Source organism: Buttiauxella sp. A111 (genome assembly GCF_014189855.1).
Lineage (GTDB): Bacteria > Pseudomonadota > Gammaproteobacteria > Enterobacterales > Enterobacteriaceae > Buttiauxella > Buttiauxella selenatireducens.
The window spans coordinates 522,183-540,372 of the sequence record NZ_BJFN01000001.1 but is presented as its reverse complement, the minus strand read 5'-3'; the positions used below and the strand labels follow the sequence as shown (position 1 = coordinate 540,372).

At 52.6% G+C, this 18,190-nt stretch carries 16 protein-coding genes and 1 pseudogene; 16 read left to right on the top strand and 1 reads right to left on the bottom strand.

Features of this window, described 5'->3' with window-relative positions:
• The first annotated feature begins 69 nt into the window (after window positions 1-69).
• From motA to cheW, 4 genes are read left to right on the top strand one after another with little or no spacing between them, the layout of a single operon-like run.
• Window positions 70-963 (top strand): flagellar motor stator protein MotA, encoded by an 894-nt coding sequence (gene motA / locus BSPA111_RS02420; protein WP_183269612.1) that lies wholly within the window; start codon window positions 70-72, stop codon window positions 961-963.
• A complete protein-coding gene (gene motB, locus BSPA111_RS02415; RefSeq protein WP_183269611.1) occupies window positions 960-1,889 on the top strand; it encodes a flagellar motor protein MotB in 930 nt (309 codons plus the stop codon). Before motA ends, motB begins: the two co-directional genes overlap by 4 nt.
• Before the next feature lie 10 nt (window positions 1,890-1,899).
• Window positions 1,900-3,915 carry a chemotaxis protein CheA gene (cheA, locus tag BSPA111_RS02410; protein WP_183270271.1) on the top strand — a complete coding sequence of 672 codons (2,016 nt, stop codon included), beginning with the start codon at window positions 1,900-1,902 and terminating at the stop codon, window positions 3,913-3,915.
• Window positions 3,916-3,943: 28 nt separating this feature from the next.
• Window positions 3,944-4,444, top strand: coding sequence for a chemotaxis protein CheW (gene cheW, locus BSPA111_RS02405; protein WP_183269610.1), 501 nt, complete (start codon window positions 3,944-3,946; stop codon window positions 4,442-4,444).
• Between the two features lie 105 nt (window positions 4,445-4,549).
• Here the strand turns inward: cheW and BSPA111_RS02400 are convergent, their stop codons facing one another.
• Entirely contained in the window at window positions 4,550-5,812 is a 1,263-nt protein-coding gene (locus tag BSPA111_RS02400; protein ID WP_183269609.1) for a dicarboxylate/amino acid:cation symporter, read from the bottom strand.
• A 535-nt stretch (window positions 5,813-6,347) separates the two neighbouring features.
• Here BSPA111_RS02400 and BSPA111_RS02395 point away from each other — a divergent pair.
• The 12 genes and pseudogenes from BSPA111_RS02395 to cheZ all read left to right on the top strand — a co-directional run bounded on the left by BSPA111_RS02395 (window position 6,348) and on the right by cheZ (window position 18,121).
• Complete coding sequence (locus BSPA111_RS02395) at window positions 6,348-6,917, top strand: spore coat protein U domain-containing protein (protein ID WP_183269608.1); 570 nt, start codon at window positions 6,348-6,350, stop codon at window positions 6,915-6,917.
• A 65-nt stretch (window positions 6,918-6,982) separates the two neighbouring features.
• Entirely contained in the window at window positions 6,983-7,477 is a 495-nt protein-coding gene (locus BSPA111_RS02390) for a spore coat U domain-containing protein (protein ID WP_373925622.1), read from the top strand.
• Window positions 7,478-7,495: 18 nt separating this feature from the next.
• Window positions 7,496-8,245 carry a molecular chaperone gene (locus BSPA111_RS02385; RefSeq protein ID WP_183270269.1) on the top strand — a complete coding sequence of 250 codons (750 nt, stop codon included), beginning with the start codon at window positions 7,496-7,498 and terminating at the stop codon, window positions 8,243-8,245.
• Window positions 8,221-10,614, top strand: a complete 2,394-nt coding sequence (locus BSPA111_RS02380; RefSeq protein WP_183269607.1) for a fimbria/pilus outer membrane usher protein — start codon at window positions 8,221-8,223, stop codon at window positions 10,612-10,614. Before BSPA111_RS02385 ends, BSPA111_RS02380 begins: the two co-directional genes overlap by 25 nt.
• 101 nt (window positions 10,615-10,715) lie before the next feature.
• Window positions 10,716-11,072, top strand: a pseudogene (locus tag BSPA111_RS22605) (fimbrial protein); the annotation flags it as partial.
• On the top strand, window positions 11,049-11,588 hold the full coding sequence (locus tag BSPA111_RS22600) for a spore coat U domain-containing protein (RefSeq protein WP_308738506.1): 540 nt from the start codon (window positions 11,049-11,051) through the stop codon (window positions 11,586-11,588). The pseudogene BSPA111_RS22605 and the gene BSPA111_RS22600, both read left to right, overlap by 24 nt.
• 230 nt (window positions 11,589-11,818) lie before the next feature.
• Window positions 11,819-13,480: a methyl-accepting chemotaxis protein II gene (gene tar / locus BSPA111_RS02370; protein WP_183269605.1), complete on the top strand. Its 1,662-nt coding sequence runs from the start codon at window positions 11,819-11,821 to the stop codon at window positions 13,478-13,480.
• A gap of 42 nt (window positions 13,481-13,522) precedes the next feature.
• Window positions 13,523-15,127 (top strand): methyl-accepting chemotaxis protein, encoded by a 1,605-nt coding sequence (locus BSPA111_RS02365; protein ID WP_183269604.1) that lies wholly within the window; start codon window positions 13,523-13,525, stop codon window positions 15,125-15,127.
• A gap of 19 nt (window positions 15,128-15,146) precedes the next feature.
• The gene (cheR, locus tag BSPA111_RS02360; RefSeq protein WP_183269603.1) at window positions 15,147-16,013 is read left to right on the top strand and encodes a protein-glutamate O-methyltransferase CheR; all 867 of its coding nucleotides are present in this window, start codon (window positions 15,147-15,149) and stop codon (window positions 16,011-16,013) included.
• A complete protein-coding gene (locus tag BSPA111_RS02355) occupies window positions 16,010-17,059 on the top strand; it encodes a chemotaxis response regulator protein-glutamate methylesterase (RefSeq protein WP_183269602.1) in 1,050 nt (349 codons plus the stop codon). Before cheR ends, BSPA111_RS02355 begins: the two co-directional genes overlap by 4 nt.
• 17 nt (window positions 17,060-17,076) lie before the next feature.
• The gene (gene cheY, locus BSPA111_RS02350; protein WP_064545825.1) at window positions 17,077-17,466 is read left to right on the top strand and encodes a chemotaxis response regulator CheY; all 390 of its coding nucleotides are present in this window, start codon (window positions 17,077-17,079) and stop codon (window positions 17,464-17,466) included.
• Window positions 17,467-17,476: 10 nt separating this feature from the next.
• Window positions 17,477-18,121: a protein phosphatase CheZ gene (cheZ, locus tag BSPA111_RS02345; protein ID WP_183269601.1), complete on the top strand. Its 645-nt coding sequence runs from the start codon at window positions 17,477-17,479 to the stop codon at window positions 18,119-18,121.
• The last annotated feature ends 69 nt before the right edge of the window (window positions 18,122-18,190 follow it).

Below are 18,190 nucleotides of genomic sequence, written 5' to 3'. Positions count from 1 at the left end.
CCTGCACCCGGCTGTTATCACCTCTGATTTGTGATTCCTCGTCACATTTAACAGCAGAAGGATGTACTCGTGCTGATTGTAATAGGTTATCTGGTCGTTATTGCGACAGTATTCGGCGGCTATATGATGACCGGGGGTCATCTTGGCGCTCTCTATCAACCAGCTGAATTTATCATCATTGGTGGAGCAGGGGTGGGTGCCTTTATCGTGGGGAATAACGGTAAAGCGATCAAAGCGACGTTAAAAGCGTTGCCATTACTTTTCCGCCGCTCGAAATACACCAAAAGCATGTATATGGATCTCATGGCGCTGCTTTATCGCCTGATGGCGAAATCACGCCAACAGGGAATGTTCTCGCTGGAACGCGATATTGAAAACCCGAAAGAGAGTGAAATATTTGCCAGCTACCCGCGAATTTTAGCTGACGCACTGATGCTGGATTTTATTATTGATTACCTGCGTCTGATCATCAGCGGGAATATGAATTCATTTGAAATTGAAGCGCTGATGGATGAAGAAATTGAAACCCACGAAAGTGAGGCGGAAATACCCGCGAATAGTCTGGCAATAATGGGGGACTCACTCCCGGCATTCGGTATTGTGGCGGCAGTTATGGGGGTGGTTCACGCCCTGGCTTCTGCGGACCGTCCTGCGGGTGAACTGGGTTCGTTGATTGCACACGCGATGGTGGGAACCTTTTTGGGTATTTTGCTGGCATACGGTTTTATTTCGCCGCTGGCGACCGTGTTACGTCAAAAAAGCGCCGAAACCACCAAAATGATGCAGTGCGTGAAAGTCACATTACTCTCAAGTCTTAACGGCTACGCACCGCCTATTGCCGTCGAATTTGGTCGTAAAACACTCTATTCCAGTGAACGTCCTTCGTTCATTGAACTTGAAGAACATGTGCGTGCCGTTCGTTCGCCGAATGCGCAAGCCCGTGCCACGGAAGAAGAAGTATGAAACACAACGCGCGCCCCATTGTTGTCGTAAAACGACGCAAGCACAAAGGCCACGGCGGCGGCGCGCACGGTTCATGGAAGATTGCCTACGCAGACTTCATGACGGCGATGATGGCCTTTTTTCTGGTGATGTGGCTGATTTCAATCTCCAGCCCTAAAGAACTGGCACAAATTGCCGACTATTTCCGTACGCCACTTTCGGCGGCTATTACCGGTGGGCAACGTATTTCTGATAGCCAAAGCCCGATTCCTGGCGGCGGGGATGACGTAACTCAACAACAGGGCGAAGTGAAAAGACAGCCCAATATTGAAGAACTCAGAAAACGGATGGAAACCAGCCGCCTCAAGCGACTGGGAGACAAACTGGATCAACTGATTGACGCCGACCCTAAGTTGCGCGCACTGCGCCCGCATCTGCAGATTGATCTGGTTCAAGAGGGATTGCGGATACAAATTATCGACAGCCAAAACCGTCCGATGTTTAAGAACGGCAGCGCTGAAGTTGAGCCTTACATGCGTGATATTTTGCGCAGTATCGCGCCATTACTGAATGAGTTTCCTAACAGAATAAGTTTGTCGGGTCACACGGATGATTTGCCCTATGCAATGGGCGAGCGTGGTTATAGCAACTGGGAATTATCTGCTGACCGGGCAAACGCTTCGCGGCGCGAACTGATGTCAGGCGGACTTATTGACGGCAAAGTCTTACGCGTCGTGGGCATGGCATCCACTATGCGCCTGACTAACCGCGGGCCTGACGATGCGATCAACCGACGCATTAGTTTGCTGGTACTGAATAAACAAGCTGAAGAGGCCATCGTGCACGAAAACGCAGAAAGCGATAATCAGCCACTAAGCATTCTCCAACAACCTGCGGCCGTGGAACCGGCGCAGAACACATTACCGCCACAATCCGGTACGAGGTGATAGCGTGAGTATGGATATCAGCGATTTTTACCAGACATTTTTTGACGAGGCCGACGAGTTACTGGCTGATATGGAACAACATCTGCTGAACCTGGTCCCTGAAGCGCCAGATTCAGAACAGCTTAATGCCATATTTCGTGCTGCACACTCGATCAAGGGAGGGGCGGGTACGTTCGGCTTCTCCATTTTGCAGGAAACCACGCACCTCATGGAAAACCTGCTTGACGAGGCGCGGCGCGGTGAGATGCAACTCAACACCGATATCATCAACCTGTTTTTGGAAACCAAAGATATTATGCAGGAACAGCTGGACGCTTATAAAAACTCCCAGGAACCGGATGCTGAGAGTTTCGATTATATCTGCAAAGCGTTACGCCAACTGGCGCTGGAAGCCAAAGGCGAAGCACCTGCGCCGGCCACAAAATTAACGGTTGTTGAGAAAGAAACCGTTGACGCGTTGCCTGCCAGTGACGGTCATTTACGCATTGCCATTACCGGCCTGAAAGCCAGCGAACGCAATTTGTTGCTGGAGGAGCTATCCAACCTCGGCACGGTAAGCGATGTCGAACAGGGTGAAGGTTCCGTCACCGCCACGTTAGAAACCACCGTCAGCGCCGATGACATCAGCGCGGTGCTCTGTTTTGTTATCGAACCTGAACAAATCGAGTTTCTGCCATTAATAGCGCGCAGTGCGGTTGCAGATATTGCGGCCATTGAAGAGCCGGTTGCCGTAGCTGTGAATGCACCGCAAGCCGTGGCTGAAGGGGTAAAAGAAGCCGCGCCTGCTGCACCTGTTTCACCGCGTAGCGAAAGAGAAAACAAAGCGCCTCGCGTCAGCGAGTCGAGCAGCATTCGTGTCGCAGTTGAAAAGGTCGATCAGCTCATTAACCTGGTGGGCGAACTGGTCATCACGCAGTCGATGTTAGCCCAACGTTCCAACGAACTTGACCCGGTTGAACACGGTGAACTGATTACCAGCATGGGTCAGTTACAACGTAACGCCCGCGATTTGCAAGAGTCGGTAATGTCTATCCGTATGATGCCAATGGAATATGTCTTCAGCCGCTTCCCGCGTCTGGTGCGTGATCTGGCTGGAAAACTGGGTAAACAGGTTGAACTGACGTTGCAGGGTAGCTCTACTGAGCTGGATAAAAGTTTAATCGAACGCATTATCGATCCGCTGACTCACCTGGTGCGTAACAGCCTCGATCATGGCATCGAATCTCCGGAAAAACGCCTCGCTGCGGGTAAATCGGCAGTGGGTAATTTGATTCTTTCGGCAGAGCATCAGGGCGGGAACATCTGCATTGAAGTGTCCGACGATGGCGCAGGCCTGAACCGTGAACGTATTCTTGCTAAAGCCCTGTCGCAAGGCATGGCCGTTCACGAAAACATGTCAGACGACGAAGTGGGAATGTTGATTTTCGCCCCTGGATTCTCGACCGCCGAGCAGGTCACTGACGTGTCCGGACGCGGTGTGGGCATGGACGTGGTGAAACGTAACATCCAGGAAATGGGTGGCCATGTCGAAATCAAATCTCAGGCCAATGTCGGTACCACGATCCGCATTATGCTGCCGCTAACACTCGCCATTCTTGATGGGATGTCGGTTAAAGTCAGCGACGAAGTCTTTATCCTGCCGCTCAACGCGGTGATGGAGTCGTTGCAGCCGAAGGAAGATGATTTACATCCTCTTGCGGGGGGCGAGCGTGTGCTGGAAGTGCGTGGCGAATACTTGCCGCTGGTTGAACTGTGGAAAGTATTTGATGTAGCTGGGGCTAAAACGGAAGCGACGCAAGGCATCGTGGTGATTTTGCAGAGTGCCGGGCGACGCTACGCGCTGCTGGTTGATCAGCTGATCGGTCAGCATCAGGTGGTGGTGAAAAACCTCGAGAGCAACTATCGCAAAGTGCCGGGTATTTCGGCCGCAACCATCCTCGGTGATGGCAGTGTGGCGCTGATTGTCGATGTTTCAGCGCTGCAAGGTTTGAATCGTGAACAACGTATGGCCGGCCACGCCGCCTAGTCCTCCGGATTTGAGAAAGGATAAGTAAATGACTGGATTAACCAATGTGACAAAAATGACCGGGGAAACGGTAGGGCAAGAGTTCCTCGTTTTCACCCTGGGTGACGAAGAGTACGGCATCGACATTTTAAAAGTGCAGGAAATCCGCGGGTACGATCAAGTCACGCGTATTGCCAACACGCCTGCGTTTATCAAAGGGGTGACGAACCTGCGCGGTGTGATTGTGCCAATTCTCGACCTGCGGATTAAGTTTGCGCAAGATGGTGTCGAATATAACGATAACACGGTAGTTATCGTGCTGAACTTCGGCCAACGTGTGGTGGGTATTGTGGTGGATGGCGTGTCTGACGTGTTGTCTCTGACTGCCGAACAAATCCGCCCGGCACCTGAATTTGCCGTGACGTTGTCGACTGAATACCTGACCGGACTCGGCGCACTGGGCGACCGTATGCTGATTTTGGTTAATATCGAGAAGTTGCTCAATAGCGAAGAAATGGCGCTGATTGATGATGTAAGCCGCGTAGCCTAGTTTGATGAAGTCGGGTGTCGCTCACGCTAACCCGACCAGGGCAATGAATGGTGGTTTTTAAGGGCGGATGGGCGCAAAGCGCTATCCGCCAATATCACAGGCCAATTACGCTTCTACGCGCTCGCCAGCTTCCACTTCTTCTTCCATCTCACCTTCATTTTTCGACAGCATTGCCGTCGCCACACCGTTACCCAGCACGTTAATCGCTGAACGGCCCATGTCGAGGAAATGGTCTATCCCCATCAGCAGCAAGATACCCGCGACCGGAATATTAAAGCTCGGAATGGTAGCAGCCAGCACGACAAGCGCAGAACGTGGCACGCCCGCAATACCTTTAGACGCCAGCATCAATGTCAGCATCAGCACCACAATCTCAGAAAACGTCAGATGGATGTTGTAGGCCTGCGCGATAAACATGGAGGCAAAAGAGCAGTACACCATCGAACCGACCAGGTTGAACGAATAACCAATCGGCAATACGAACGACGCGATGTTACGGGAGCATCCAAAACGGGTCAGTTGATCGAGCGTTTTAGGGTAAGCCGCTTCGGAGCTGCTGGTGGTAAATGCCACCAGAACCGGATCTTTCAGCATGGCAATCAGGCGGAATACGTCACGCTTGAGCACCATATAACCGACGCCAATCAGCACCATGCACGTCAGGATAATTGCCAGATAGTAACCGCCGATGAACGATGCATAGTTGAGTAAAATGCCCAACCCTTCGGTGGCTACGACAGAAGAAATCGCAGCGAAAATAGCCAGTGGTGCCACATACATGACGTAGCCCGTCACTTTGAGCATGATATGGGAAACCACATCCAGTGCCGCGACTAATGGCGTGTTGAATTTCTCACCCAGTGACGCGCCGGCAATACCGAAGAACAGCGAGAACACTACAATTTGCAGGATTTCGTTATTCGACATTGCGCCCGCAATGCTGGTTGGAATGGTATGCGAGATAAAGGCTTTCAGGTTCATACCGCTTACCGCAAGACCGGTTTGCACATCACCAGCTGGAACCTGGAGATTCATGCCTGCACCCGGCTGCTGGAGGGTGACGATGAACAAGCCCACCAGAATCGAGAGCACTGAAGAGGAGACAAACCACACCATCGCTTTGCCACCTACGCGGCCAATGGTTGAGGTTTCACCCATCTTCATTATGCCAACGGTCAAAGTGCTGAACACCAACGGTGCGATGACCATTTTGATCAGTCGTAAAAAAATATCGGTAAACAGCGTGATGTTCTCGGCATAACTTTTGATGTTGTCTGCTGCAGCGTATTCGTGAATGGCTGCGCCAGAGAGAATACCGGCGAACATGAAGAGAAGAATAAATAACGTGAGTTTGTTTGAGCTAGACAATTACGTAGTATCCCCATCGATACCCTTCATACTTCAAGCTGCATGTGCGTTGGCTGCACTCACTCACCCCAGTCACTTACTCAAGTAAGCTCCTGGGGATTCCTGAGTTTGCCGCCTTCCTGCAACTCGAATTATTTCGGGTATATTAATTAACAATTATTTAACTTATTGAACTATATATAATTATTATGTTTGTCCAATTTCTATTCGGCTCATAAATTGAAGCAAACTGAGTTCGGATACAACTTTTTTTTACTTTTTGTCGCATTTGTTAATTCAGCAGGTCTTATGTAACAACGTGACTACAATCACGAAAATAATATTAATATTTCCGCAAAAACAGGAGGGTGTTCCTACGGATTTTCTGTTAATACATTGATTATGAAGTTAAATATTTTGCAATAGTCCATTAGGCTGATTCGTTGTGAGGTTTCTGGTCATTTCTGAATACCTAATCTAAATTTCAATAAGTTAGTGGATTCAGCACCCTGGCCGTTGAAGGGGATCGGATGTGCAAACAACATGAGGCTTAACTATGAAAGCACATGCACTCTTATTGCTTTGTGGAAGTGGTTTGCTTTGCGGCATAACCGAAGCGCAGGCGGTGTCCAGTAACGGGACCATTAATGCGACACTGACGCTGACCAATGGCTGCCTGATCAACGGCTCACCTGCTCAGAATGGCATCAACTTTGGTACCCTGGATTTTGGTGAGCATCCGGCAACCTTCTCAACGCTGACTACGGAGTTAGCGGGTGCCGCTGGCGGTAACAGCTTCGGCATTCAATGTACCACCGGTTCTACTTACACAGTGCAGGTGACGGGCAGCACCAACGGCGCGCCGGGAACGACCGTCGGCACCCCCGGAACGCCCGCCCGCTATCTGGTCAATACCTCTGACGCGACACAAGGTGTGGCGTACAGCATCTATAGCGACAGCGCATTCAATAATGTCATCACCAACAACACCGCGATCCCGAAAGCTTCCACCACTGATGGCGTCGACAATTACATTGTTTACGGGCGTATTCAGGGCGGGGGAGATAGCGTGACGGTGAAACCTGGGACGTACACGGACATTATTAATGTCAGCGTAACCTACTAACAAACTGACTCTTGTCTGATTTTACGGCAGGTAGCACACCTGCTGAGGGCCGCGCTTTGCATAAAATTCAGCTCTGCTTGTGGGGATTGATGGGTGCACTCCCGGTGGGCGCGGTCACTCAGCAGTCCTTTCAGGTCGGCGCGACCATCACGCCGGGATGTTCGGTCGCCAGCGGCAGCGGGAGCAATTTTGGTAGCCTGAATTTTGGTACGCACAGCGGTGTGGAAAGCGGCATCACCAGTAACGCATTCATACCCAACACCTCGCTGGCACTGGCTTGTACGCCAGGTGTGGCGTTGAGTATGTCCATCGATGGCGGCAAAAATTACACCTCAGTACGCAATATGCTCCGCACCGGAAGCAGTGAAAAAGTGCCGTACCGCCTTTATACCAGCGGCGCGCTCACCGCCAATACCGAAATTCTGGTTAATCAAGCGGTGGCGATTACCTACAGCAACAGTAACAGTATTTCGTTGCCCATTTTTGGCGCGGCGCAATTAACCGGATTCAGTCCGGCAGGGGCTTATACCGACCAACTCACTGTGACGTTGTCATGGTAAAAAAGGGAGCAAACAATGATGCAATGGCGCTCGCGTACACTGTTACTCGCCGCAGGTTTGTCGGTCAGCGCGCAGGTGCTGGCGGCAGGAAACATTCTGATTTGGCCGATAGACCCCTATCTTGATGCCGATGCCAAAGCCGCAGAATTGTGGATCCAAAACCAAAGCGACACTGCCACCACCATGCAGGTGCGGGTAGTCGGCTGGCAGCAACAACAAGGACATGAAAAGTATCAATCGCAGCAGGATGTGGTCGCCAGCCCGCCGATTGTGCGCATTGAAGGGGGTGGCAAACAACTTATCCGCCTGATCAAACAAAATGTGGTGCCAGCGGGACAAGAACTGGCATACCGCATTGTGGTGGATGAAATTCCCCCGCCTGTGGAAAGCGGCAATCCGCAAATGGGGCTCAAGTTGCAGATGCGCTACTCCATTCCCCTGTTTTCGTATGGCGCGGGTATGGAAATCCATAAAACCGCCAGCAACCACGCGAATGCCGAATCGGAGAAACTGTCGTGGCGTGTGGTGAATGAAAATGGCCAGCCTGCTTTGCAGGTCACTAATCGCGGCAATGTTCATGCGCGCCTGAGTCAGGTGACATTACGCCAGGGGAGCCAAAAGCGTGCATTGACCGACGGGCTGATGGGCTATGTGTTATCGGGTAGCCAACGTGAATGGCCACTGCCAGCGTCATTCACCCAGCCTGACCACCTGTCAGCCACGATCAATACTCGTTCTGGGCAATGGCAATCCTCTCCGGTCAATTGAGTCGATTACCCGTGGCTATGCTGATCTTCTCTTTGCCGCTGTGCAGCCATGCCGCGCAGCAAGATGACGTATTGCCCCCGCCGCCGGATGCGGAATCGCTGAACCCATCGGCACCGTTCCATTTATCTCTGGTGTTCAACCAGTGGGATAGCGGGGTGGTGGTGCCGGTCACTCAACGCAGCGGGCAATTTTTTGTCAGCCGCGCGGATTTGCAGCGCGCCGGATTGCCGGGGGATAAATTTAGCCATGACGAGGTGAATGTCTCAGCACTCAACGGCGTGAAAACGCAGTACGACAGCGCCGGGCAGCGTCTGCTAATGGAGGTTCCCAACGATTGGCTGCCCAGCCAGGCCATCACTCTTGGCAAACAGGAAGCCAGCTTCAAGCCGTTAAGCGGTAGCGGGGCGCTGCTCAATTACGACGTCTATGCCAACCATACTCAAAACAGCGGCGCTCAGGCCTCGGTTTGGCATGAGTTGCGGGTATTTAGCGGCAATCTCAGTCTTTCTTCAACCGGAACCTGGCGTCAGGATTTCTCCGGCTACGATGCCGGAGGCACCGAAGGCTATCTGCGTTATGACACCACCTTAACCGGGACCGATGAAGATGAGATCATTAGCTGGTCAGCAGGGGATGTGGTGAGTGACGCATTAAGCTGGAGTAACAGCGTGCGTATGGGCGGGATTTCAATTGGCCGTGATTTCTCGTTGCGCCCGGACTTAATTACCTATCCGCTACCGGCATTTTCCGGTGAAGCGGCGGTGCCTTCCACCGTTGATGTGTTTATCAATGGCTATCGCAGCGGCAGTACGCAACTGCAACCTGGCCCTTTTACCCTGACCAATCTGCCTTACATCAATGGTTCTGGCGATGCCGTGCTGGTCACCACCGATGCGTTGGGTCGCCAGGTTTCCACCACGCTGCCGTTTTATGTTGCAAGCCAACTGCTAAAACCGGGCTTAAGCGACGGAGCGTTCACGCTCGGCAGCTTACGGCGTGACTATGGTATCAACAACTTTTCCTATGGCCCTGCGGCAGTCAGCGGTTCTTATCGTTACGGGGTGAACGATAACTGGACACTGGAAAGCCACGCAGAAGGCGCACAATCGCTAGTGTTGGGTGGCATCGGAACGCTGGTGAAACTGGGTCGTTTTGGGGTGGTGAACGGGGCGTATTCGCGCAGTGAAATGCGCGGACAGAGCGGGCAGCAGATGAACTGGGGTTATCAATACAACACCGAATGGTTCAACATCGGTACTCAACACAGCCACCGCGATCGGGGGTTTGGCAACCTCGCGCTCTATGACTCACCGGACATGTATGACGAAAACAACCAACCGATAGCCAGCCTTAGCCGCAGCACCGACCAATACTCACTCTCTTTTAATCTCGGAAGCTATGGCAACCTCGGGGCGGCGTGGATTGACATCCGCAGTTTCGATAATGAAAAAACCCAACTGCTGAATCTGTCATGGAGCAAAAATCTGTGGGGAAACAGCAGCTTTTATCTCGCGGCCAGTCACGATCCCGCACAAAACGGCTGGAGTCTGGCACTGTCATTACAAGTGCCGTTTGGCACGGAAAACAGTGCCGCATTCAGTGTCGAAAGCACCCCTGATGCGGGCAGTACGCAGCGGATCAATTACAACCATGCGATGCCAAGCAACGGCGGTTTTAGCTGGAATCTGGCATACGCACATCAGAGCGACGCTGACGATTACCAGCAGGCCACGCTTGGCTGGCGCAACAACAAAGTGGAGTTGCAGGGCGGTGTTTACGGGCAACGCGATAATCTTACCCAGTGGGGCGAAATGTCCGGCTCGTTGGTGATGATGGATAACACTCTGCTGGCGGCCAACCGGATTAACGATGCATTTATGGTGGTCAGCACCGACGGTTATCGCGATGTGACGGTGAATTTTGAAAACCAGCCAGCCGGTACTACTGACGATGACGGCTATCTGCTGATAAGCGGTGTTTCGTCTTATTATCCGGCTAACTACAGTATCAATACACTGAATCTGCCCGCGGATACGCGGATTAAAGAGACTGAACGCCGTGTGGCCTTACGCCGTCACAGCGGGTATTTTCTCAATTTCCCGATGGAGCAGCAGCGCGCCGCCAGCGTCATTTTACAAGACAGCAACGGCAACGATTTACCTGTATCAAGCCAGGTGTATCGCGCTTTGCAACCCCCTTCACCGGTGGGTTATGACGGAATTGTTTACCTCGAAAACCTCAGTGATGTGAATCCACTGACCGTGACGCTGCCGGATGGTAAGCGTTGCAGCACCCAATTAACCCTGGATAAAAATCCCGATCGTAAGCTGAAAACCTACGGCCCGCTGATTTGTCGGGACGGCGCATGATTATCGGGCGCGGTTTAGGGGGGGGGCTGGCTATCGTGCTGCTGCAAATCATGATGCCTGCCCAGGCTGACTGCCGCTAGAGTGGTGTAAATGGTTCGTTTGGCAGCCAAAGCTCGTTTGTGGTGGGTTCTACTGTGCAAAACACCACCGCATCAATTTCCGTCGATTGCGACAAAGTGCTGAGTTTGCTCACCGCCGACTCGATAAAACTCACTTATCTTGGGGCAACGCCTGCGGTAACGGGAGCGCGCGGTTTGCTCAGGCGCACCGACGATACCAGTAATCCCGATAACGTCCCGGTGGTGGTATGCGTCCAGTCTGGATGTGCGGGGAGCAGTGAAGTTCAGGTCGGGGGAAGTTACACCTGGAGTGGCAGTACACTGCTGAGTTTACTGACCAGCCAGCGCTATACCTTGCCGATTTACTTGCGCACCGTGGCCGGACAAAACGTCAGCGCGGGGCCCTACAGCGTGGCGCTAAATTTCCGTATTGACTGGAATGTGTGCAATCTCGGCGTCGCGGTTTGTCTGGCTTACCAGACCGGCAGCGGCTCGCCTGGCACCACCGTATCACTGACGGTCTCCAACGATTGCAGCACGATAACCGCCCCGGCGGTCAACTTCGATAGCGCACCGCTGGTGCAAAACTTTAAAAGCGTCTCGCAAAGCATTGCTGTTACTTGTACCAAAGGCAGCACTTACACCGTGGGTGTGAGCAATGGCGCAAATGTCTCTGGCAATGTACGCCGGATGAAAAGTGGCAATAACTATATGAGTTATGAAATTTATAAATCCAATGGGACTGACCGCTGGGGCAGTCTCGGCGCAGAACGCTGGGCCAGTTCTGTATCATCTGGCTTGAGTAGCGATGGTTTACTGCGTAACTACAACTACGTGGCAAAGGTGCTGACGACGCAAACGACACCCCCCGCCGGGAGTTATACCGATACGCTGGTGGTGGATGTAGCCTTTTAGGTTTAACCGCTCTCACCCCGGCCCTCTCCCTGAGGGAGAGGGAGGATCCGATCCTGTCCTGTCTTCTTGAGGGAGAGGAAGAACTCGATCTAGTCCCCTCTCCCTGAGGGAGAGGGTTAGGGTGAGGGGAGTAAACGAAGCGCCATCCACCCGTTGCGCCTGCAATTTCCGTTAAAGTTCCTTTTCCTCACGCCGATAACACCGATAAGAAATCATTAAAAGGGTGTTATATGTTGAACCGTATTCGCGTTGTCACCATGCTAATGATGGTGCTGGTGGTGTTCGCGCTCCTCCAACTCATCTCTGGCGGAATGTTTTTTAACTCACTCAAACAAAATAACGACAGTTTTAAAGTCTCCAGAGAGTTACGCGTTCAGCAATCCGAACTGGCGAATGCCTGGGAATTGATGCTGCAAACGCGCATTAACCTGAGCCGCTCCGCTGCCCGTATGATGATGGATGCCAGCAATGGTCAAAGTGCGGCAAAAACCGAGCTATTAAATAACGCCAAGAAAACCCTGGCGCAAGCACATACCCATTACGAAGCCTTCAAAAAAATCCCTGCAATTAATCCAGAACTTGAATCCCTGGTGAAAGGCATTGATGACGACTACCAGAACTACAACCAGGCATTGAGCGAACTGGTGGGTTATCTGGAAAGCGGCAACATGGATGCCTATTTTGCGCAGTCCACACAAAGCCTGCAAAACACCCTCCAGACCGAATATGGCAACTACATTGCCATGAATGACCGCATGTACGAGCAGTCGTTTATCGCCAGCACCCATGATTATAACTTTGCCAAATGGCAAATTGCCGCACTGGCGTTAGCACTGTTCACGGTCATTGTGCTGGTCTGGCTTGGCATGCGCCGCATCCTGCTGCAGCCACTATCGGTGGTTATCGGCCATATTCGTGAAATTGCCAATGGCAACCTGACCGAAAACATCATTTCCACCGGGCGTAATGAAATCAGCGAACTGACCGCAAGCGTTCGCCATATGCAGCAAGAGTTGATTATTACTGTCGGCAGCGTGCGTGATGGATCTGACGCGATTTATAGCGGTGCCACTGAAATCGCTGCTGGAAATAACGACCTCTCTTCCCGTACCGAGCAGCAGGCTGCCTCTCTTGAAGAAACCGCAGCCAGCATGGAACAACTTACCGCGACGGTGAAACAAAATGCTGAAAACGCCCGTCAGGCTTCGCAACTTGCATTAAGCGCCTCCGAAACCGCTCAGCGCGGCGGAAAAGTGGTGGATGGTGTGGTGAAAACCATGCACGACATTGCGGGCTCTTCGAAAAAAATTGCTGACATTACCGGCGTGATTGACGGTATCGCCTTCCAGACCAACATCCTGGCGCTGAACGCCGCCGTTGAAGCAGCAAGGGCGGGTGAGCAGGGACGCGGATTCGCGGTAGTCGCAGGCGAAGTACGCAATCTTGCACAACGCAGCGCGCAGGCGGCCAAAGAGATCAAATTACTGATTGAAGACTCTGTCTCCCGCGTAGATACCGGCTCGGTATTGGTGGAAAGCGCCGGGGAAACCATGAGCGACATCGTCAATGCGGTCACGCGTGTGACAGACATCATGGGCGAAATAGCATCCGCCTCTGATGAACAAAGTCGCGGTATCGATCAAGTTGCGTTGGCGGTTTCTGAAATGGACCGCGTGACACAACAAAACGCCTCTTTAGTGGAGGAGTCCGCGTCTGCGGCCGCCGCCCTTGAAGAACAAGCCAGCATGCTCAACCAACTGGTTGCTGCCTTCCATTTACAGGCTGAACCTGCGGCTACACCTCCTGTTATTGCCTCGACGTCAACGGCTCCGGTACGCAAGACCAGCAAGCCGGCAGTCAGTGGGCATGACGATAATTGGGAAACTTTCTAAGCATCATTAATGGCTGTCAGACGTGCTAACTGAGGGGAATTGATGTTCAACCGTATCCGAATTTCGACCACGCTGTTGTTAATCTTGATCGTCTGCGGCGTATTGCAGATTGGGAGTAATGGACTCTCCTTTTGGGCATTCAGGGATGACTTTCAGAATTTAAAAATGGTTGAAGTCGGAAACCAGCAGCGCGACACCTTAACGCAAAGCCGTGCAGCATTGTTGCAAGCCAGTACCGCTTTAAGCCGTGCCGGTACGCTGACAGCATTGAGTTACCCGCAGGAAGATATTAAACGCCTGATGGCGAATACCCGTAGCAGCCTGAAACAGGCTGACATGCTGTTTAACCAGTTTTTGGAGATCCCACCTTTAAATAAAGAGGGTGAAGATATGGTGGCGTCGACGAAACAAAGTTACGCCGCCTGGCGGGATGACTTGCAGCATCAGGCCACCTGGCTTGAAAGCAATCAGCTGTCTGATTTCCTCAGCGCGCCGACCCAGAAGTCACAGGATATTTTTGACGCCTACTTTAACGCCTGGCAGCAAAGCATTAATGACACCGTGGCGGCATCGAGTGCGGACAGCAAACTGAACTATCAGACCTCGGCAATTATTTTTGCCGTTGTGACGGTGATTGCGATTCTGATGCTGATTGGCTCCATCGTCTGGTCACGCAAAATGCTGGTGCAACCGTTGAACATTGTGCGCAACCATTTTGAGCATATTGCAGCAGGGGATTTGGCGCGCCCTATACATGTATTTGGGCGAAACGAAATCTCCGAGATTTTCCTCAGCCTGAAAAACATGCAGCTCGCGTTGAAAGAGACCGTCTTGCAAGTGCGTCAGGGCAGCAGCGCGATGCATACCGGTATCGCAGAAATTGCCGCAGGCAACAATGACCTGTCTTCACGTACCGAACAGCAGGCCGCATCGCTGGCAGAAACCGCCGCCAGCATGGAGCAACTGACCGCGACAGTCAGCCAGAACGCTGACAATGCACGCCAGGCGGCACAACTTTCCCGCACGGCGGCGGACACTGCCCAGCAAGGCGGCCAGCAGGCAGCAAATGTCGCTCGCACTATGCACGACATCGCAGGCAGCTCGAAGAAAATTGGCGATATCACCAGCGTGATTGATGGCATTGCTTTCCAGACCAACATCCTCGCGCTGAACGCCGCCGTTGAAGCGGCACGAGCGGGTGAGCAGGGGCGCGGATTTGCCGTCGTCGCAGGCGAAGTGCGCAACCTGGCAAGCCGCAGTGCGCAGGCGGCAAAAGAGATCAAAGTATTGATCGAAGAGTCGGTTAACCGCGTACAGCAGGGCTCGCAACTGGTGGATACCGCCGCCTCAACAATGGCGGAGATCGTCCGTTCAGTCACGCAGGTGAACGATATTATGGGCGAAATTGCCTCTGCCTCTGACGAACAACGTCGCGGTATCGAACAGGTGGCGCAGGCAGTCAGCCAGATGGATCAGGTCACACAACAAAACGCCGCACTGGTAGAAGAAGCGGCAGCAGCTACCGATGCGCTGGCAAACCAGGCCGAACACCTGAGCGGTGTCGTTTCGGTGTTTAATCTGGATGATGTTGCTACAGAGAGCATCAACAGAGATTTACAGGCCACTGGGGTGCTTGCCACCTCCTGATTGTGAGTAAGAAGGCGCTATGACATCACCACTGTCCACCGGACAATCGTCATTACTGTTACAGATGACACAGCGTCTACCGCTGTCCGACACGCACTTTCGTCGGATATGCCAGTTGATTTACCAGCGTGCAGGTATCGTGCTGGCCGATCATAAACGCGACATGGTTTACAACCGCCTTGTGCGCCGTTTGCGCACGTTGGGGTTGGAGGATTTCGGGCACTATTTGAGCATGCTGGAAGCCAACGGCAGTAATGCCGAATGGCAGGCGTTCATTAATTCCCTGACCACCAACCTGACCGCGTTTTTTCGCGAGGGTCACCACTTCCCGATCCTCGCAGAACATGCGCGTAAACGGAGCGGCGAATACCGGGTTTGGAGTGCGGCGGCGTCCACGGGCGAAGAACCGTATTCCATCGCGATTACCCTCGCTGATGTTGTCGGCATGGCACCGGGTCGCTGGAAAGTTTTTGCCAGTGATATTGACACTCAGGTACTGGAGAAAGCCCAAAGTGGGGTTTATCGCCAGGATGAGCTGAAAACGCTGGCACCGCTCCAGATGCAGCGCTATTTCATGCGCGGCACCGGGCCACATGAAGGACTGGTGCGCGTACGCAGCGACCTGGTCAGTCACATGGAATTTGCGCCGATAAATCTTCTGGATAAGCAAGCGCCAATTCCAGGGCCGTTTGACGCCATTTTTTGTCGTAATGTGATGATTTATTTTGACAAAACGACACAGCAGCAAATTTTGCAGCGCTTTGTACCGCTGCTTAAACCGGGCGGATTGCTGTTTGCCGGGCATTCGGAGAATTTCAGTAATCTCAGCCGTGAATTTTTGCTGCGAGGGCAAACGGTATACGGACTGAGTAAGGAAAGAGCATGACAAAAATAACCGTGCTTTGTGTCGATGATTCTGCCCTGATGCGCCAAATCATGACAGAAATAGTGAACAGCCACGATGACATGGAAATGGTGGCGACCGCGCCAGACCCGCTGGTAGCGCGGGATTTGATTAAGAAATTTAATCCCGACGTGTTGACGTTAGATGTCGAAATGCCGCGCATGGACGGGTTGGACTTCCTCGAAAAACTGATGCGCTTACGTCCAATGCCGGTGGTGATGGTGTCATCGCTGACCGGCAAAGGCTCGGAAGTCACGTTACGGGCGCTGGAGTTGGGGGCGATTGATTTTGTCACCAAGCCGCAGTTGGGTATCCGTGAAGGGATGTTGGCGTACAGCGAAACCATTGCTGAGAAAGTACGGACTGCGGCAAAAGCTAAACTGGCGGCTCGCGCCCCGGTTGCCGCCCCCACCGCACTGAAAGCCGGGCCGTTGTTGAGCTCAGAAAAGCTGATAGCTATTGGTGCGTCAACCGGTGGCACCGAGGCGATTCGCCATGTGCTCCAGCCGCTGCCGCTGACCAGCCCTGCGGTGTTAATTACCCAGCACATGCCGCCTGGTTTTACGCGCTCGTTTGCCGACAGGCTCAATAAGCTGTGCCAAATCGCCGTGAAAGAAGCTGAAGACGGCGAACGCGTTTTGCCTGGGCATGCGTACATTGCCCCGGGCGATAAACATATGGAGCTTGCTCGCAGTGGGGCGAACTACCAAATCAAGATTCATGATGGCCCGCCTGTGAACCGGCATCGTCCGGCCGTGGATGTGCTGTTCCATTCTGTTGCGAAATTCGCCGGGCGAAATGCCGTGGGCGTGATCCTCACCGGAATGGGGAATGACGGTGCCGCTGGGATGCTGGCAATGCATAAAGCCGGGGCATGGACAATCGCCCAAAACGAAGCAAGTTGTGTGGTGTTCGGCATGCCGCGTGAAGCTATTAACAGTGGTGGCGTCAGCGAAGTGGTCGATTTAAGCCAGATTAGCCAGCAGATGCTGGTGAAGATTAGTGCCGGACAGGCAATACGTATTTAACTGAAGGAACCCAATAAATGGCAGATAAAGAACTTAAATTTCTGGTGGTGGACGATTTTTCTACCATGCGTCGTATCGTACGTAACCTGCTAAAAGAGCTGGGTTTCAATAACGTAGAAGAAGCAGAAGACGGTGTCGATGCGTTGAATAAACTGAATGGCGGCGGCTTTGGCTTCGTGATTTCTGACTGGAACATGCCGAACATGGATGGCCTGGAATTGCTGAAAACCATTCGTGCCGATGGCGCAATGGCGGCAATGCCGGTGCTGATGGTGACGGCTGAGGCAAAGAAAGAGAACATTATTGCTGCAGCGCAAGCCGGGGCGAGTGGCTACGTGGTGAAACCCTTCACCGCAGCCACTCTGGAAGAGAAGTTGAACAAAATCTTCGAAAAGCTCGGTATGTAAGGAGAGGCACATGCACTCATCTACAAATCCCGCGTCAGAGTTAAACTCAACCGGCGATATTATCGTTCGGATTGGTAGCCTGACGCGTATGCTGCGTGACAGCTTGCGCGAGTTGGGCCTTGATCAGGCGATTGCTGAAGCGGCAGAAGCCATTCCTGATGCCCGCGACCGTCTGGACTACGTGGTGCAAATGACCGCGCAAGCTGCCGAACGCGCACTGAACTGTGTGGAGCTGGCTCAGCCTCACCAGAACAAACTGGAAAGTGATGCCAAAGCGTTAAATGGCCGCTGGGACGCCTGGTTTGAAAACCCTATTGAGTTGGGTGATGCACGTGAACTGGTGACCGATACGCGTAATTATCTTTCTGCCGTGCCGTCGCATACCAGTTTCACCAATGCCCAGCTTCTGGAAATCATGATGGCGCAAGATTTCCAGGATTTAACCGGGCAGGTTATCAAGCGAATGATGGATGTTATCCAGGAAATTGAACGCCAGTTATTGATGGTGTTGATGGAGAACATGCCTGAACTGGATGCTCGGGCAAAACGTCCTGCTGACAGTCTGCTCAATGGCCCACAAATGAACGCCAGCGCTGCGGGTGTGGTGGCAAGCCAGGATCAGGTTGATGATTTGCTGGATAGTTTAGGGTTTTAGTTGTGGGCGCTGTGTTCTGGTTTGGACACAGCGTTTTCTTCGTTTTGATTCTTGCCAATATGGCAAAAT

Bases quoted from the DNA above. Each gene is read 5' to 3' on its own strand.
- cheY (WP_064545825.1), top strand. From the start codon at position 17,077: ATGGCAGATAAAGAACTTAAATTTCTGGTGGTGGACGATTTTTCTACC.
- BSPA111_RS02380 (WP_183269607.1), top strand. From the start codon at position 8,221: ATGGCAATCCTCTCCGGTCAATTGAGTCGATTACCCGTGGCTATGCTG.
- BSPA111_RS02385 (WP_183270269.1), top strand. From the start codon at position 7,496: ATGCAATGGCGCTCGCGTACACTGTTACTCGCCGCAGGTTTGTCGGTC.
- motB (WP_183269611.1), top strand. From the start codon at position 960: ATGAAACACAACGCGCGCCCCATTGTTGTCGTAAAACGACGCAAGCAC.
- tar (WP_183269605.1), top strand. From the start codon at position 11,819: ATGTTGAACCGTATTCGCGTTGTCACCATGCTAATGATGGTGCTGGTG.
- cheW (WP_183269610.1), top strand. From the start codon at position 3,944: ATGACTGGATTAACCAATGTGACAAAAATGACCGGGGAAACGGTAGGG.
- BSPA111_RS02365 (WP_183269604.1), top strand. From the start codon at position 13,523: ATGTTCAACCGTATCCGAATTTCGACCACGCTGTTGTTAATCTTGATC.
- cheZ (WP_183269601.1), top strand. From the start codon at position 17,477: ATGCACTCATCTACAAATCCCGCGTCAGAGTTAAACTCAACCGGCGAT.
- BSPA111_RS02395 (WP_183269608.1), top strand. From the start codon at position 6,348: ATGAAAGCACATGCACTCTTATTGCTTTGTGGAAGTGGTTTGCTTTGC.
- cheA (WP_183270271.1), top strand. From the start codon at position 1,900: ATGGATATCAGCGATTTTTACCAGACATTTTTTGACGAGGCCGACGAG.
- cheR (WP_183269603.1), top strand. From the start codon at position 15,147: ATGACATCACCACTGTCCACCGGACAATCGTCATTACTGTTACAGATG.
- BSPA111_RS02355 (WP_183269602.1), top strand. From the start codon at position 16,010: ATGACAAAAATAACCGTGCTTTGTGTCGATGATTCTGCCCTGATGCGC.